At 68.2% G+C, this 15,833-nt stretch carries 18 protein-coding genes; 7 read left to right on the top strand and 11 right to left on the bottom strand.

Going from position 1 to position 15,833, the window contains the following annotated elements:
- Nucleotides 1-159: 159 nt before the first annotated feature.
- Nucleotides 160-534: a c-type cytochrome gene (locus ACXJKJ_RS01915; protein WP_056191339.1), complete on the bottom strand. Its 375-nt coding sequence runs from the start codon at nt 532-534 to the stop codon at nt 160-162.
- Here ACXJKJ_RS01915 and ACXJKJ_RS01910 point away from each other — a divergent pair.
- Nucleotides 533-1,174 carry a c-type cytochrome gene (locus tag ACXJKJ_RS01910; RefSeq protein ID WP_056191336.1) on the top strand — a complete coding sequence of 214 codons (642 nt, stop codon included), beginning with the start codon at nt 533-535 and terminating at the stop codon, nt 1,172-1,174. The two genes, ACXJKJ_RS01915 and ACXJKJ_RS01910, sit on opposite strands and share 2 nt — an antisense overlap.
- Here ACXJKJ_RS01910 and ACXJKJ_RS01905 read toward each other — a convergent pair.
- From ACXJKJ_RS01905 to ACXJKJ_RS01890, 4 genes are all read right to left on the bottom strand, one after another.
- On the bottom strand, nt 1,098-1,760 hold the full coding sequence (locus ACXJKJ_RS01905) for a cytochrome b (RefSeq protein WP_457388828.1): 663 nt from the start codon (nt 1,758-1,760) through the stop codon (nt 1,098-1,100). The genes ACXJKJ_RS01910 and ACXJKJ_RS01905 overlap by 77 nt on opposite strands.
- Nucleotides 1,757-2,515 carry a cytochrome c oxidase assembly protein gene (locus ACXJKJ_RS01900; protein ID WP_457388826.1) on the bottom strand — a complete coding sequence of 253 codons (759 nt, stop codon included), beginning with the start codon at nt 2,513-2,515 and terminating at the stop codon, nt 1,757-1,759. The genes ACXJKJ_RS01905 and ACXJKJ_RS01900 overlap by 4 nt, the downstream gene beginning before the upstream one ends.
- 174 nt (nt 2,516-2,689) lie before the next feature.
- On the bottom strand, nt 2,690-4,066 hold the full coding sequence (locus ACXJKJ_RS01895; RefSeq protein WP_457388825.1) for a M28 family peptidase: 1,377 nt from the start codon (nt 4,064-4,066) through the stop codon (nt 2,690-2,692).
- Between the two features lie 3 nt (nt 4,067-4,069).
- Nucleotides 4,070-5,050 (bottom strand): MBL fold metallo-hydrolase, encoded by a 981-nt coding sequence (locus ACXJKJ_RS01890; RefSeq protein WP_457321470.1) that lies wholly within the window; start codon nt 5,048-5,050, stop codon nt 4,070-4,072.
- A gap of 88 nt (nt 5,051-5,138) precedes the next feature.
- On the opposite strand from ACXJKJ_RS01890, the gene ACXJKJ_RS01885 reads away from it, so the two are divergent.
- The gene (locus ACXJKJ_RS01885; RefSeq protein ID WP_457353555.1) at nt 5,139-6,071 is read left to right on the top strand and encodes a LysR family transcriptional regulator; all 933 of its coding nucleotides are present in this window, start codon (nt 5,139-5,141) and stop codon (nt 6,069-6,071) included.
- Between the two features lie 100 nt (nt 6,072-6,171).
- On the opposite strand, the gene ku is transcribed toward ACXJKJ_RS01885, so the two are convergent.
- Nucleotides 6,172-7,101 carry a non-homologous end joining protein Ku gene (gene ku, locus ACXJKJ_RS01880; RefSeq protein WP_457388823.1) on the bottom strand — a complete coding sequence of 310 codons (930 nt, stop codon included), beginning with the start codon at nt 7,099-7,101 and terminating at the stop codon, nt 6,172-6,174.
- A 645-nt stretch (nt 7,102-7,746) separates the two neighbouring features.
- Here ku and ACXJKJ_RS01875 point away from each other — a divergent pair.
- Both ACXJKJ_RS01875 and ACXJKJ_RS01870 read left to right on the top strand, forming a co-directional pair.
- A complete protein-coding gene (locus tag ACXJKJ_RS01875; protein ID WP_457388821.1) occupies nt 7,747-8,610 on the top strand; it encodes a TolB family protein in 864 nt (287 codons plus the stop codon).
- Nucleotides 8,607-9,059 carry a RidA family protein gene (locus tag ACXJKJ_RS01870; RefSeq protein ID WP_457388819.1) on the top strand — a complete coding sequence of 151 codons (453 nt, stop codon included), beginning with the start codon at nt 8,607-8,609 and terminating at the stop codon, nt 9,057-9,059. Before ACXJKJ_RS01875 ends, ACXJKJ_RS01870 begins: the two co-directional genes overlap by 4 nt.
- A gap of 134 nt (nt 9,060-9,193) precedes the next feature.
- On the opposite strand, the gene ACXJKJ_RS01865 is transcribed toward ACXJKJ_RS01870, so the two are convergent.
- Entirely contained in the window at nt 9,194-9,754 is a 561-nt protein-coding gene (locus ACXJKJ_RS01865) for a DUF6036 family nucleotidyltransferase (RefSeq protein ID WP_457388817.1), read from the bottom strand.
- Nucleotides 9,751-10,407, bottom strand: coding sequence for a helix-turn-helix transcriptional regulator (locus ACXJKJ_RS01860; protein ID WP_457388816.1), 657 nt, complete (start codon nt 10,405-10,407; stop codon nt 9,751-9,753). The genes ACXJKJ_RS01865 and ACXJKJ_RS01860 overlap by 4 nt, the downstream gene beginning before the upstream one ends.
- Before the next feature lie 343 nt (nt 10,408-10,750).
- On the opposite strand from ACXJKJ_RS01860, the gene ACXJKJ_RS01855 reads away from it, so the two are divergent.
- Complete coding sequence (locus tag ACXJKJ_RS01855; RefSeq protein WP_056191319.1) at nt 10,751-11,101, top strand: PRC-barrel domain-containing protein; 351 nt, start codon at nt 10,751-10,753, stop codon at nt 11,099-11,101.
- A gap of 70 nt (nt 11,102-11,171) precedes the next feature.
- Nucleotides 11,172-11,369, top strand: a complete 198-nt coding sequence (locus tag ACXJKJ_RS01850; protein ID WP_056191317.1) for a hypothetical protein — start codon at nt 11,172-11,174, stop codon at nt 11,367-11,369.
- Here ACXJKJ_RS01850 and eutC read toward each other — a convergent pair.
- Entirely contained in the window at nt 11,366-12,160 is a 795-nt protein-coding gene (eutC, locus tag ACXJKJ_RS01845; RefSeq protein WP_457388814.1) for an ethanolamine ammonia-lyase subunit EutC, read from the bottom strand. The genes ACXJKJ_RS01850 and eutC overlap by 4 nt on opposite strands.
- Before the next feature lie 145 nt (nt 12,161-12,305).
- Nucleotides 12,306-13,676 (bottom strand): ethanolamine ammonia-lyase subunit EutB, encoded by a 1,371-nt coding sequence (locus tag ACXJKJ_RS01840; protein ID WP_457388812.1) that lies wholly within the window; start codon nt 13,674-13,676, stop codon nt 12,306-12,308.
- A gap of 134 nt (nt 13,677-13,810) precedes the next feature.
- On the opposite strand from ACXJKJ_RS01840, the gene ACXJKJ_RS01835 reads away from it, so the two are divergent.
- Nucleotides 13,811-14,845 (top strand): hypothetical protein, encoded by a 1,035-nt coding sequence (locus ACXJKJ_RS01835; RefSeq protein ID WP_457388811.1) that lies wholly within the window; start codon nt 13,811-13,813, stop codon nt 14,843-14,845.
- Here ACXJKJ_RS01835 and ACXJKJ_RS01830 read toward each other — a convergent pair.
- A complete protein-coding gene (locus ACXJKJ_RS01830) occupies nt 14,842-15,723 on the bottom strand; it encodes a LysR family transcriptional regulator (protein WP_457388809.1) in 882 nt (293 codons plus the stop codon). The two genes, ACXJKJ_RS01835 and ACXJKJ_RS01830, sit on opposite strands and share 4 nt — an antisense overlap.
- Nucleotides 15,724-15,833: the final 110 nt, after the last annotated feature.

The following is a 15,833-nucleotide window of genomic DNA, read 5'->3' as shown; positions in this document are numbered from 1 at the left end:
CGGGGCGCCCCTTGCAGCCCCGGCCCTTCGGGTGGCGCCCCACAGAGCCTGCACTCGTCGTTGCAAATCCTCGCCGGGGCCCCACCCCGGCTGCGGTTTGCGCCTAGATTGCAGGCTCTGTGGGGTGCCACGCGGGGGGGATTCATAGGATGACAGGCCCTATAGCGTGAGGAGGTAGGCGGTGACATCGCGAGCTTCCTGGTCGGACATGGGAATGGCCGGCATGGCCGTGCCGGGCACCATCGCGGGTGCATTGCGAACGAACTGCATCAACACGCCGGGCTGGTTCGGCAATTGCCCTGCGATCAGGCTCTGGCGCCCGAAGTTCTCCAGCGACGGCCCCAGCCCGCCGCGCGGCCATTTCACGCCGGGGAAGGTGTGGCAGGCCACGCAGCCCTTGTCGGCGACGAGCTGCCGGCCGCGTGCGGCGTTCGCGTCGCCCAGCGTTGGCGTGCGGTCGGGCGGGCCATCGCAGGCGGCGAGGCAGGCACAGACGAGCACGATGCTTGCCAGGGACGATGATTCACCCGCCATGCGCCACCTGCACCTTCTCATCCTCATGCTGCTGGCCGCCGCCTGCACCGACCGCATGGCGCCCAGCGACGACCGCTGGGGCCGCGGTGGCGAACTCATCGCGATGAGCGGTGGCGAAGGCGGCGCCCGCTACGCCTGCGTGAGCTGCCACGGCGCGCGCGGCGAAGGCAATGGCTTTGACGCCCCGCGCCTGGCCGGCCTGCCGGTGGGCTACCTGCAAAAGCAGATGGAAGACTACGCGGCGGGCCTGCGCGCGCACGAGGTCATGCGCGACGTGGCCCGCTTTCTGGACAGCGATGAACGCGTGCGGGTGGCCAACTACTACGCCGGCCTGCCGCCACGGGCCTTGCCGCCTGCCACCGGGCAAGCCGTTGCTGCGGCCACTCCGGCGCTGTACACCGCCGCCTGCCAGCAGTGCCACGGCGCCGAAGGTGTCGGTAGCGCGAAGGGGCCCCCGCTGAACGCCCAGCCGGCCTTCTACCTCGCCCAGCAGTTGCAGGACTGGCAGGTGTCCAAGCGGCGCAACGACGGCAACCACGAAATGCTCAACGTGGCGCAACGGCTCAAGCCCGAGGAGGTTCATCAGCTGAGCCTTTATCTGGCGCTGATCCCGCTACACCCGGCGCCTGCGGCCCGTTGAGGTCGAACATCGAGGGCAGCACGCGGTCGCGCTTGATCACGTAATGCAGCACGGCCGCCCCGGCGTGGCCGGGAATGGCCAGCGCCGTGATCCAGACGATCCAGGCATGCGCCGTCGCGGCCCACTCCATCAGGCGCTGCTGCAGGCCCTCGGACAACTGGTCGAAAGGCAGGTTGGGGAAGGGGATGACGCCGGCGATCGACAGTGGCAGGTCGCTGGGCAGCGTGGACCACATGACCCAGCCGCTGATCGGCAGCGCGAAGAAGCTGAAATAGAACCAGACCTCCAGCACATGGCTGGCTCTGCCCGAGAACGACGCTTCATCGACGTTGTCGGGCGTGCCGATCTGGCTGCGCCACAGGAAGCGCAGCGTGCCTAGCAGCATGATCGCGAGTCCCACCTCCGTGTGCGTCTGATAGCCGATGTACTTGTCGCCGCCCGCCGGCTGCCAGCCGAGGTACCAGCCGTAGCCGAGCTGGAAGATCATCAGCGCCGCCATCGCCCAGTGAAAGGCCACGCCGATCGGCGAGTACAGGCCCCGGCGGTGGTGGCCCTCGGCCCATTCGATGGCGGCAACGAGATTCATGCCGCCTCGGCACGCAGGCCGCGCGCACGTTCAGCGCGCATCCAGCGCCAGCCTATCCACATGGCGGCCGCCAGGTAGGCCATGCTGCCTGGCGCCCACATCACGATGCCGGCGAGCTGCTGGTCCTGCAGCGGCGAGACGCCCCAGCTCAGCGCCGATGCGAAGTGCGGCGCATACAGCGGCCGCGCGGCGAACGTGATCAGCGCGCCCAGCAGCCCCATCAACACCGTCGTGGCGAGGATGGCGCCCGTTGCAGCGACCGCGCCGGAGCGCCGCACCGCGACCCAGAAGGCGACCGCGCTGGCCAGCAGCGTGAACTGCATCAGTGCGTACAGGGCCACCGACGACAGGGCCGCCGCGTAAGGCGCGGGCGCGTGCCAGGTCCAGAACGTGACGGCGGCGACGGCGGTGCTGGTCCACAGCGGTGTCGGCAGGCGGCGCAGCCAGCGTTCCAGCCCGATGGCCAGCAACGGTGCGATCGCCAGCACCAGGGCCATGTGATGGACCACCCGAACGGCGAAGAACGCCGAGCTCAGCGCACACAGCGGCGACACGTAGAGCAGGGCCGCCAACGCCCAGGCGCAGCGCAGGCAGCGCAGCTGTCTCGGCGTTGCAGCCTGCGCCGCTGACGGCCGCCACAGTGCCAGCGCCAGCAGCACGAGGCCCGTGCCGAGCACCGGGTCGAGGTTCCATCGGCTCAGCCAGGCGTCCGGGCCGGGCGCCTCGCCGCAATAGGGAATCCAACGGCCGTCCATGGTCGTCTTCCGCGTCTAGTTCAACGCTGCACGGGCACACGACTTGCCCGCGTTCGTGGCCGCCCCACGAGAGGGGGCCGGTCCGGGAGCGCAAGGCTTTGCGGCAACTTTTGCCGTAGCCCGTTCAGCCCTTGAGCGCCGTTTCAATCGCCGAGATGGCGAGCTTGCGCATATCTACGGCGCGTTCGCTGCCAGCCAGGCAAACGTCGTGTAGGCGGCGACGTTCTGGTTCAAGGACGCGGGGTCGATCTTGTCCAAGGTGTCATTGGCGCTGTGATGATGATCGAAGAGGTCCGTGGCATCCTGTGCGAGCTGGATCCACGGCACGCCACGCTTGGCCAGGAAGCCCAGATCCGGTCCCGGTGCGCCAGCGGCACCGTCGAGCGTGATGCCCAGCGGAGCCAGCGCGCGTGACAGCCGTGCCGTGAGCTCAGCGTCCAGCGGCGGATGACGCAACGCGTAGATTGGCCCTGCGCCCCAATCGCTTTCGATCGCCAGATAGTGCCGCGACAGATCGCCCGCATCGCGCGCCGCATAGGCGCGTGCACCATCGAAGCCGTTCTCCTCGTTGGCGAACAAGACCACGCGGATCGTGCGGCGGGGTGCTTGGGGCAGCTGCTTGATCAACGCCCCGGCTGCCATCGTCAGAGCTACGCCGAACCCATCGTCGACTGCGCCCGTGCCGAGATCCCAGGAGTCGAGATGCGCAGACATCATCACGATCTCCCGCTTGGCGCCTCGCCCAGTGATCTCGCCGATCACGTTGTACGAGATGCTGTCGGCCTGCGTTTGCGTCGCGATGTTCAGGCGCAGCCGTACCGAGGGATACCGCTGCCCAAGCCGTTCAAGGAGATCCGCATCCGGGCCCGAGATGGCGGCGGCCGGGATCGCGTTCCCGGGAGCGTAGTTCACGCTGCCGGTGTGCGGCAGCCGGTTGTCGTCGGTTCCCAAGGATCTGATCAGAAGCGCCACGGCGCCCTTGGTGGCGGCCAACGAGGCGGCACTGCTGCGCATCTGCAGGACCCGCGCGTATCCCGACCCATCGCGGTCGCGTTCCATGCGCCGGGTGAGCAGGACGATCCTGCCGCGCACCGATTCGGCCGGCGCCGACTGCAACGCTTCGAAGTCTTGGAATCGCACGATCTCGGCATCGAGCGGGCCGTTGGTTCCCACGCTGTTGCCCAGCGCGGTCACGGCAAGGCGCTGCGTGATCGGCGCAGTGACATCTGCGCTCTCGGACAGCCGGCGCCAAGCCGTGAACTTGACGGGCTCCGTGTAGACCTTGTCGTAGCCCAGCGCATGGAACTTCGCCACGGCCCACGCCACCGCGCGGGCGTCGGCCTCCGACCCGGCGGGGCGCGCGCCAACCTCCGTGGTCAGCGATTCGACAATCTTGAACGCCCCGCTGTCCGCCAGCGCGCGTTCCCTCAGGAGCCCGGCGGTCGCTTCGTCGGCTGCGGAGGCCGGCAACGTTTCAGCGCCCGTGAAAGGGCATGCCAGACACGCGGCCAGCAGCAGTGCCGCGGAGTGATTCAGCAACCGCTGGGCCATGGTTCACTTCGCCTCGTAGTGGTCGTTCACGTAGGTCATGGGGATCCACCGGTAGCCTGGGCCATCGGGGCGCAGATGGCCGACGCCGGGGAACGAGATGTGGTCGGCCGCGACCCAATACCGGCCCTTGACCGCGTCGGCGAACGCCTTCTTGCGCGTTGCTGCGGCGGCCTTGGGATCGACGTCGAAGACGATGGTCACGCCCGGGTTGGGCATCTGAACTTCCGCCACGTGGACCAGGTCGCCCCAGAACACCAGCTTCTCGCCCTTGCTCTCGAGCGCGTAGAACGTGTGGCCCGGTGTGTGGCCCGGAGCGGGGATGGAACGGATGCCGGCGAACAGCTCGGTCGCGCCGGAGAACGTCTTCACCTTGCCGGCATCGACATAGGGCTGCACCTTGGCCGAAGCCTCGTCGAAGTACTTCTTCGCCGCCTCCGGCGCCCGCGCGCGGTTGTCGGGGCTCAGCCAGTGCGCGACTTCCTTCTGCTCGATGTGGACCGTGGCGTTGGGAAACACGATGCGCTGGCCATCCATCAAGCCACCGGTGTGGTCGGTGTGGATGTGCGTGATCAGGATGTCGGTGATCTGCGCCGGCGTGACGCCCACCGCCTTGAGACTGGCCTCGAGCTTGTTCAACGTCGGGCCGTAAAGCTCGCCGGTGCCGGCGTCCATCAGGATCAGGCGGTCACCCGCCCGGATCAGGTAGGCGTTGACCGAGGCATCGACCTCGGTCGTCTGATACGTGTCCGCCAGGCGCGACGCGACCTCGCCGGGCTTGGCGTTGGTCAGCAGGTTCAGCGTCGGGATCGGCAGCGTGCCGTCGGAGAGCGCCGCGACCTCGAAGTCGCCGAGCTTGAAGTGGTAGTAGCCGGCTTGATAGCGGCTCACCTTGGTCGCAGGCGCCTCGGCCGCGGACGAGACCGGGGCGACCAAGCTGGTGGCGACAGCGGCGGCCAGGAAGGCCGCAAGGAAGGTGCGTTTCATCGTGAGGCTCCTGTTAAGCGATGAAAGGCACTATATTTATCGCCATCTTGTTTATAAAGATCGATATAGCTATTTCACAATCAACGATATGGAAACAATGATCGACAACCTGGCCGAGCTGACGATCTTCGACAAGGTCGCCAGTGCCGGCAGCCTCACGGGGGCCGCGAACGCGCTGGGCCTGTCGCTGGCAGTGGTCAGCAAACGCCTGGCCGCCCTCGAGGCGCGCATGGGCGTTCGCCTGCTCAACCGGACCACGCGGCGGCAGTCCATGACGCAGGAAGGCGAACGCTTCCACCTGCATTGCGTGCGCATCCTTGCGGAGGTGCAGCAGGCCGAGGTGGTGATGCAGCACAGCCGCACCGACATCAACGGGCACCTGCGGGTGACGGCACCGCGCATGCTGGGCACGCGCTATCTCGCCCCCCTGGCGGCGCAGTTCCAGGCCATGCATCCGGCGTTGCGGATCGAGATCGTCTTGAGCGACGACGTCGTGGATCTCGTGGAACAAGGCATTGACCTGGCGCTGCGCTTCGGGGTGCTCAACGACTCGACGATGACGGCACGCCACATCGCCGACAGCGAGCTCGTCCTGTGCGCCGCGCCGGACTATTTGCTGCGCTTCGGCTCTCCCGACACGCCTGCTGCGCTCTCAGCGCACAACTGCATCCTCTACGGCACGCGAAGCACGCGGCACTGGCTCTTCCAGCATGAAGGCAAACCGGTCTCGGCCGAGGTGAACGCGACCTTCCTGTGCAATGACGGCAACGCGGCCAAAGCACTCGCGCTCGCCGGCGGCGGGATCTTTCTCAAGTCAATATGGGATGTGGGCTCGGAGCTGAGGGATGGAACGCTGGTGCGCGTGCTGGGCCGATACGGCATCCCCAGCGCACCGCTGCATGTCGTGTACCCGCATGCATTGCATCTGGCCCCGCGCGTACGCCACTTTGCCGACTACGCGCTCAAGAGCCTTCGCGGCGAATGGGAGCTGCTGACCGATCAGGCCTCCGCCAGCTCTTGACTTGCCGTCAGCGGACCAGAGCAGAACTCGGCGACGTCTTCGGCGGCGCAGTCGAACCACCGGCGAAAGGTGTTCCCGCAGGACGTCGGTGCGCCTGAATTCACGCGGCCTTCCTGCCGCGGTTTGCCGCGCCACGCTTGGCCGCGGGCTTGGCTGCCGCCTTCTTCGCCGGCGCCTTATCGGCCGGTGCCTTCGCCGCCTTCTCGGCCTTGCGCGCCTTGCCGCCCAAGCTCTGCTTCAGCAGCTCGGTCAGGTCGACGACATTGCTGCTGCTCGTGTCCGGCGCCTCTTCGAAGGGCTGCACGGTCGCCGTCTTGCCGGCCTTGGCCTTGCGCTTGACCAGCTCATGGATGGCGCTCGTGAAGTCGTCCTTGAACTTCTCGGGCTTCCAGGCCGCAGTCATCTGGCTGATGAGCTGCTGGGCCATCTTCAACTCGGCCGGCTTGACGCCCGCGGCACCGGTGGCTCCCACCTTAGGCAGGTCCAGCGCATCGGGCGAGCGGATCTCCTCGGCCCAGCGCAGCACGCCCAGCATCAACGCCGGGCCGGCCGGGATCAGCGCCGCGAGGTGCTCCTTGTTGTGCAGCACGAAGCGCGCGATGCCGATGACACCGGCTTTCTCCAGCGCTTCGCGCAGCAGCGCATAGACGCGGTCGGCCCGGCCATCCGGCGCGAGGTAGTAAGGCTTCTCGATGTAGACAAAGGACACGTCCGCCGCCTTGACGAAGTTCTCGATCTGGATGGTCTGCGTGCGCTTGGGGTAGGCGGCCTTGATCTCGTCGTCGGACAGCACCACGTACTCGTCGCCCTCAAGCTTGACGCCCTTGACGATGTGTTCCTTGTCGATCTCCTTGCCGGTGCGCTTGTTGATGCGCTTGTAGCCCACCGGGTCCATGCTGCGCTTGTCCAGCCAGTCGAAATCGATCTCCTGCTCCTGCGTGGCGCTGTGCAAGGACACGGGCACGTGCACAAGGCCAAAGGAGATGGCGCCCTTCCAGATGGCGCGGGGATTGGCGCTGGGGCCTGCCATGTCTTTGCCTCGGTGCTTGCCTCAGTGGCCAAACCGCGCGTACGCGGTGGGCAAGGCATAGGCCGAAGAGGCCGCCGCCTTGGGCCTGGGCACCTCATCGGGTCTTGGCGGTGGCGGCACCTCCTTGCGACAGGCGGTCAGGCCAGCCACGGCGACCAGAACGGCCGCGGTCAATTGCTGGAATCTCTGTCGGGGCGGCATTTCGGAATCGGTCAACGTGCTCCCAACACTATGGGCGACCCGCTGCGGCCGCGCCGTCGGCGGCCGGACTGTCCGGTTGTAGGTCTGCGCCGACCAGGGCCTGTTAACGCTACGGCAATGGGTCGCGAAGGCTCGCTGCCAGGGGCCAATCAAGGCGCAGCACGCCGCCCGCACTGATGTGCGGGCAAGCGGTGCAACGCCGAGTGGCCCCTGGCGACGGGCCTTCCCGAAGGGTTGAGGCCAGAAAGGCCGCGCGCGGCGTTGCAAGTGCTCGCCGGGTGGCCAACCCGGCTCCGCTTTGCGCCTTGCTCGCGGCCTTTCTGGCCTCAACGCGACCCATTGCCGTAGTGTTAGCAGGCCCTCGTCCCCGGAATCCGCGATGCGAAAGGTCAGGCCGGGCTTGCGGGCGCAAGACTGCGGCCGACCTGACATCGAAAGACCGCCATGAAGGCCCTGCTGGCCCTCGCCATCGCCGCCACCGCGGCAAGCGCCCCCTCGCGATGGACGCCCGAGCGCGTCTCGACCGACCAGTACGAGTCCTCGCCGAGCTTCGCCCCCGACGGCCGCACGATGATCTTCATGCGCGCCAATCCGCAGTTCTCGGCCTACCGCCTCATGCAGTCGAGCTGCGGCCCGCGGGGCTGGAGCGAGGCCGTGCCGCTGGCCATTGCGGCGCCGCTGCCGGCCAGCGAGGCTGACCCCTTCATCACGGCCGATGGCCGCCAGCTCTGGTTCGTGTCCAACCGGCCCTTCCCCGGCAAGCGCGGCGACGACCTGGACATCTGGGTCGCCGACAGCGACGGCCGCGGCGGCTGGGGCGCGCCACGCCGCCTGCCCGAACCCATCAACTCAGCGCAGTCAGAGCTGCTGCCGCGCCGCCTGCCCGACGGCCGTCTCTTCTTCGGCTCCGACCGCCCCGGCGGCCTGGGCGGCAATGACGTCTACGTGGCCACGCCCCGAGCCGACGGCGGCTGGCGTGTCGCCAACCTGGGGGCGCCGCTGAACACGCCCAGCAACGATTACGAGGTAGAGATGTCACGCGACGGCAGCCAGGCCGTCGTCGTGTCCGACCGCGAGGGCCGCTCCCATCTCTACCGCTTCGCCCGCAGCGGCGACGGCTGGCGGCCCCTGGGCCGGGTGCCAGCGCGCGATGACGTCTTCCAGGTCGGCCCGCTGCTGTCGCCCAAAGCCGACCGGCTGCTGTTTGCCCAGGCCGACGGCGAGCGCTCGGGCGAGCTCTTCGTCATCGACCTCCAAGCCGGCGCCGACCCTTCCTGGCCACCGGCCTGCCCCGGGAGCAAGCCATGAATCTCACCCGCCGCACCCTGGCCCTGGGCCTGGCGACAACGACATCCACCGCAGGAGCCGCCATGGCCAAGACCCGCGCCATCAATGCCGCCGAAGCGCCCGCCCCGTCGGGTGGCTATGCCCAGGCCCTGGAACTGCGGGCGCCGTCGCGCCTGCTCTTCATCAGCGGCCAGATCCCGGTCGATCGTGCCGGTGCCGTGCCCAAGGATTTCGCCGGGCAATGCCGCCTCGTCTGGGCCCACATCGACGCGCAGCTGCGCGCGGCCGGCATGACGCTGGACCACCTCGTCAAGGTCACGACCTATCTCGGTGACCGCAAACACGCCCTGGAGAACTCCGCCATCCGCCGCGAGGTGCTGGGCGCGCGCAGCCCGGCGTTGACCGTGCTGATCGCCGGCATCTACGACAGCGACTGGCTGCTGGAGATCGAGGCCATCGCGGCCGACTGACCAGCAGCACGCGCCGGCCATGGCGGTGCAGGCGCAGGCGCTCGGCCGCCGACAGGAGAATTGGCTGCCCTTCCTCGAAGCCGCGCGGGCGCTAAGTGGCCGATCCGCGAGGGGCTGGTCAGCCTGGACGAGAACTAACTCTCTGATATTTCGTGCCCCGCATCCCGTAGCGCCTTGACCCAGCGACGGATGGTTGCGCGCAGGCTTCGCTGCTGCTGATCATCAAGCGGCATTTGTTGGACCAGATTCAGGGCTTGGTTCGGTCGCAGATAGCGGTGCTCAAGCATGGCCATGCAGAACTCGCGATCCTTGTCCCGGCCTGCTATCGCCTTTGACATGAATAGGTCTGGCAGGTCCAGGCAGTAGCCGACCCGGCCGTTGGTGTTGCCGTTCTGAACTCGATGCACACGGAGAAACCAGCCCTCCGGCAGGATCGCGGTGTCGGGGCCAACGCCTTGCGCGTAGTAGCCGTTCCGCTCGTGGAACTGCGACCCTTCACCGATGGCGCCATCGATTTTGTCGGCCAGTTCGGGCGCTTGGAGTGGGTAGATGTCCGCTTCAGCCGAGGCAGTGAAGACCGGGTCAGGGTTGGGGATGGCACCAAGGATGGACTGGCTTCCTACGATGACGAATTCGTACTGATCGGTCACGTCCGCGCTTGCGCGGATGATGTGTTCCAGTTCCTCGCGAGTCATGGCGTCTGCCCATCGATGTCGCCACCCAGTCGTACGCCGCTCTTGAGTTCGCTGACTGCGGCCAGGATGGTCTGGCGTGCAGTCTCAGGCAGGATGGTCGGTAGCGGCGAGGCCTGGCGCAACTCCTGCGCACGCCGCGTGCGGCCCAGCACTTTGCGCCACTTGCGGCCTTCAAGAATGTTCTGCCATTCATTCCATAGGCTCGCGGAGCGAGAAGACGGCTTGGTGCTTAGCCAGAGTTGTAGCGTCGCCTTGGCTTTGTCGAGTAGCGCCGGATCCTGCTTCACCGCCCGGATTGCCTCCTCGTGGAGCGCGATGCTCTGGAGGTCTTGGATCTGGTGACGAGACTCGTCGGCAGAGACAAGCACTTGCACGACAGGCTTTCTGCGCTTGGAACGAGCCGCCGCAGAACCTGAAGGCGCAGGCTGTAGCGAGTCTCCCGCCAGCAATGCAAGCTCGCCACTGACACCCAGCACCGACATGACGCGCAAATACGTTCCGATGGAAGTGCCTGGATCGCCAGCCTCAACCGCGCTGAGCGTGGAGCGGGATACACCGACACGGCTCGCCATCTCAACCGTACCGATCCCCTTTTCCTGACGCAGGCGCTTGAGACGATCGCTCAGTTGCAGCAGCAGCTGGCGATCAAGCATGGGAAGGTTTGCTGCGGTCATTTGTCTAATATTTTATGCAAAATGGCGAGTTTTGCCTATTTGGTTGGACAGACGCTTCGATTGATCGCTGTCAACCTGGTAGTCGCGCCTCGATTCGTGGGTGCCCCCTGGTCGAACATGGGTCCAGGCCAGTTGCCGCGGTGTTCGCAGGAACCTCGGGCCGCGTCACCTCACAGTCGGTTCATTCCTACAGCGCCGGGGCGCCCAGCCCGACTGTGCCGGGGCGCAAGCGAACGCACATTGGACACATGGTGCACAGCACCTGGCGGAGCGGGTTAAAGCCTGCCCCGTGACCCGTGTTCAACTTTCCAGGAGTTCCATCATGGCCAGCGTCACTCCCACCATCTCTTCCTCCAAGGTCGAAGGTACCAAGGTCTACAGCCCCAGCGGCGACAAGCTCGGCTCCATCGACGACCTCGTCATCGACAAGAAGTCCGGCCAGGTGCGCTACGCGGCGCTGGAGTTCGGCGGTTTCCTGGGCATGGGCACCGACCGCTACCCCCTGCCCTGGGATCAGCTGAAGTACGACACCAGCAAGGATGGCTATGTCGTCAACGTCGACAAGGCCCAGCTGGAGCGCGCACCGCGCTACCCGAGCGACGAAACGCCCACCTACAACGACGAGTACGGCCGCAAGGTCTATGACTACTACGGCTCGACCTGGTGGATGTAAGCAAGCCCCTGCCGCTTGCTGATCGAAGGGGCGGCGCTGCCGCCCCTTTTCATTGAACCCCGGAGGCCCCATGCCTGACCCGACCCGCACCCCGCCGATCCCGCCCGAGCCCGCACCGGCCGCACCACAAGCTGGCGATGTCGAGCGGCCCACCGCCAAGCAGCGGCCCGCGCGCGACGTGAAGAACGGCGCCTTCGATGATTCCGTGGCCGGTGAGGAAGACCCCGGCGCGGGCATCGACACGATGACGCCCCGGCCGGGCCGCTAACCGCCCAACAGGCGCATCAGCGGCGCCGACGTCGCCGCGTGCGGCAGGCCGCGTTCGTCCTCTTCATCCTTGAGCCCAATGCCGCTCACTTGCCGTGATCGCGCGAGGCCTAGCAGCACGTGCAGCTTGGCCGCGGCCGCTGGCGGTGGCAATCCTTCGGGGCGCACGTTGGAGATGCAGTTGCGCTCGGCATCCGCCAGCCCGAGGTGCGGTGCCCAGCTGAAATAAACACCCAGGCTGTCCGGCGCCGACAGCCCCGGCCGCTCGCCGATCAGCACCACGACACAGCGCGCATGCAGCAGCGCGCCGACCTCATCTCCAAGAGCCACGCGAGCCTGCGTCGCGACAACCGGCGGTCCCCAGGTCCAGCCGCCTTCGTACAGCAGCCGCTCGCGCAGCGCCGTGAACAGCGGCAGGGCTTGGCGCTGCAGGGCCAGCGCCGAGAGGCCGTCCGCCAACACGAAGGCGAGGTCGCTTGCCGGTGCGTTCAACTCTTGCAGCGCTTGGGCGTCGGCCTCATTGAGCCGCCGGCCGAGGTCGGGTCGCTGCAGATAGCTCGCCCGGTCCGCCGCCCGGCTTTGCGCCCGCAACGGCGCCTCGCCCAAGGCGCGCAACCCGGCCAGCAGCGTGTCGGCATCCAGCGGCGCATGCACCGCATCGCGCGCCTCGGCATGGGCCTGCTGAAAGGCGAGGTGGGCCGCGGTCGGCACGCTGATGCCGGCGCGGCCCAGGCCGATGCGCGCGGCCGTGTAGCGGCGCAGGCGGGCCCAGGGTTGCTCGATGACGCTCACGTGTGCACCCTTCGGCCTGCGGCCTTGCCTGGCCGACCGCGCGGCCAGGCGTTCGCCAGGCATGGGATGCCCACWGGGCATCCCATGTCCGGGCTCACTCCCGCCAAGCGGGAGCGAGCTTGCTTGGGGCGGCCCGGCGCCGCGCTCATGCCTGCTCCAGCAGCGCCGCAAACCGCGCCGGCAGCCCCTCGGCCAATCGCGGCACGTCACCGGCCTCGAAGATGCCCATGCGCTGCAGCCAGGCCTCGAACTCCGGCGCCGGCCTCAGGCCCAGCAGGCGCCGCATCGCCAGCGCGTCGTGAAAACTCGTGCTCTGGTAGCCCAGCATGATGTCGTCCGAACCCGGCACGCCCATGATGTAGTTGCAGCCGGCGGCGCACAGCAGCGTGAGCAGGCTGTCCACATCGTCGACATCGGCCTCGGCATGGTTGGTGAAGCAGACGTCCACACCCATGGGCAGGCCCAGCAGCTTGCCGCAGCAGTGGTCTTCCAGGCCGGCGCGCAGGATCTGCTTGCCGTCGAACAGATACTCCGGCCCGATGAAGCCGACCACGCTGTTGACCAGCAGCGGCTCGAAGCGCCGCGCGACGGCATAGGCGCGGCACTCCAGCGTCTGCTGGTCGCAGCCATGATGGGCGCCGCTGGACAGCGCACTGCCCTGACCGGTCTCGAAATACATGACGTGGCGGCCGCCGCGCTTGAGCGCCAGCGCCGCCTGCCGTGCTTCTTCGAGCACCGCCAGCGTGATGCCAAAGCCGCGGTTGGCGCCCTCGGTGCCGGCGATGGACTGGAACACCAGGTCCACCTGCGCGCCGCGCCCGATGGCCTCGATCGTCGTCGTCACATGCGTCAGCACGCAGCTCTGCGTCGGGATCTCGTGGTGAGAGATGACGGCGTCGAGCATCTGCAGCAGGCGCATCACCTGGGGCAGGTTGTCCGTCGCCGGGTTGATGCCGATAACGGCATCTCCCGCGCCCATCAGCAGGCCATCGAGCAGGCTGGCCGCGATGCCGGCCTCGTCGTCGGTTGGGTGGTTGGGCTGCAGCCGCGTGGCCAGCCGGCCGCGCAGGCCAATGGTGCTGCGGAACTGCGTGACGACCTCGCAGCGCTGCGCAATCAGCATCAGATCCTGCACGCGGCAGAGTTTGCTGACGGCAGCGGCCATCTCGGGTGTCAGGCCCGGGGCGATCTGCGCCGGGTCGACGGCATCAGCCAGCAGCGCGTCGCGCAAACCGCCCACCGTCAAATGCGAGATCGGCGCGAAGGCGGCCGCGTCATGCGTGTCGACGATCAGCCGCGTGACCTCGTCGCTCTCGTAGGGCACGACGGCTTCGTTCAGGAAAGTCGTCAGCGGCAGGTCCGCCAGGGCCAGCTGCGCAGCCACCCGCTCGCGCACCGTCGCCGCGGCCACGCCGGCCAGCTCGTCCCCCGAGCGCCGCGGGCTGGCGCGGGCGAGCAGGGTGCGCAGGTCCGCGAAGCTGTAGCGCTCGCCGCCGAGGGTGTGCGTGTAGGCCATGGCCCTAGTTTGCGCTGCGACCGCTTCGCTTGCATGACCAAGGTGTGACGCGGCCGGCTCCGCAAAGCTGAGGATGCCCGGCCCGGCCATGGCGGTTAGCGTCGCGATCCTGCATATCAGCGCGTGAGATTGCCATGGATGACGAGAAAGTTTCCCGGCGGGTCAAATGGGGCGTCATCGGGCTGCTGGCGATCTGCGCGGTCCTGGCGCTCACCTTGCTGGCGCCGAACCCGAGAGGCGATTCCGCGCTCTGGTTTGTCGGCCTGCTGGTGCTGATGGCCACCGCGCTGACGCTGACGGCCATCGTCTTCGGCGGCCTCAACCTCAACGATGCCAACGAGGCTTTCGGCCTGCCCTCGGGCTCGGTGCGCACGCTGCTGGCCGTGGGCGTGATGGTGCTGTTCGCGGTGTTCGGCCTCAAGTTCTTCAGCGAAGCGCAAGAAGAGGCCCGCATGCCCCGCCCCGGCGACAAGCCCTTCGAGCAGATCGAGGTGCCGCTGGCACGGCTGCCGGACGAGATCACGCGCTACAAGCAGGTACCTTCGCTGCTGGTCGTCGTCGCCTCGCCCGGCCGCGCCGCCTCGGGCACCGATGCCGGCGCCAATGCCAAGCTCAATCTCTACACGCTGGAGTCGCGCCCCTCGGCCAGCGCGATGGACGCGCAAAAGCAGCTGCTCACCGCCATCATCACCCTGCTGACGACGGTGGTGGGCTTCTACTTCGGCAGCAAGAGCGCCGGTGAYGGCCTGCGTGCGCGCAACGAAGGCACGCCCGCCGACCCCGCAGCCCCGCAGCGCCAGCAGGCGGCTCTGGCCACCGAGCGCGATGCGCTGGAGGCGCACATCAAGAGCGATCGCGAGACCCTTGAGGCCTTGCGCAACGCGCCGGGTGACGTCGACGCGGCAAGGCGCCAGAAGCTGGACGAGGCGCAGGGCCTGTCGAGCCGCCTGGACGCGCTGCGCGACCAGCTTGCCCGCGCGCTGACCGAGGCCCAGACCCGCCTGGGCGCCATCGCCGCGGCGCCGGCCGGCGGCGAGGCCGCCGCCCGTGACGCAGCCCAAAAGGCACTGGCGCGAGCCAGCACCGAGCTGGATGCGCTGAAGCAGGCCGCCCAGCAGTTCGAGGCCGCCGTCGCCCAGCTGCGCACACCCGCGGCCAAGACGCCTTAAACCCAGGTCAGCGCCACCGCATCCCGCACCGCCCCCACGGCCGGCACGGCCAGAGCCGCCGGGCTGCTGATCCAGCAGAACCAGGTCGGCGCCGACCAGCCCGGCCAGATGCGGGCCTGGCCGGCGTCTTCCATCAGCGTGGCCTGGTCGCGCCGCACCATGCCGGCGCCCATGCCGGCCGCCACCATGCTGCGCACCGCCACCTCGGTGTCGGCCTGCAGGCCCACCTCCAGCACGGCGCCGGCTTGGGCGAACAGCCTTTCCTGGTGGCTGCGCAGGCCGCAGTCGGGCGGTGTCGTCACCCAGGGCAAGGCGGCCAAGCCGGCCAGGTCAGGCGGCAGGCCGCCGTGTATCAGCAGGCGTTGCGGCACCACGGGCACGATCTCGGCGGCCTGCAGGCGCCGTACTTCCAGGCCCTCGATCTCGGCGTGCTCGTGCAGCACGCAGGCGCAGTCCAGCTCGCCACGGCGCACGGCGGCGATGGCGCGCAGTGACACCAGCTGCTGCAACTGCAGCTGCACCAGCGGGTGGTGTTCGGCCAGGTGCACGAACACCTCGCCCAGGCGCAGCGCCACCGCGTCGCTGACCGTGCCCATGCGCACCTGGCCGCGCGCCTCGCCGCGGATCTGCGCGGCCGCCGCCTGCATGCCCTGGGCCGCGGCCAACGTGCGGCGCGCCTCTTCCAGCAGGCGCTCGCCGGCGGCCGTCAGCGCCATGCCGCGGGCGCTGCGCTCGAACAGCTTCACGCCGAACTCGTCCTCCAGCGCCTTGAGCTGGGCGCTGACCGCCGGCGGGCTGGTGAACACGCGCTCCGCGGCGCGCGTGAGGTTGCCCTCGGTGGCCACGGCGACAAAGGTCTTGAGCTGGTAGATCTCCATGGCCGCCATTCTGCTCAGGGGCGGCGGGGCGGGGGTGTGGATTTTCTGAACGGGGCGGTCGGCCGAAACGAATGGATGAAATTGCGCGAGGCGCCGAGAGTGAAGGCATC

Source organism: Roseateles sp. P5_E1, assembly GCF_054049335.1.
This window is presented reverse-complemented; position numbering and strand designations above follow the sequence as displayed.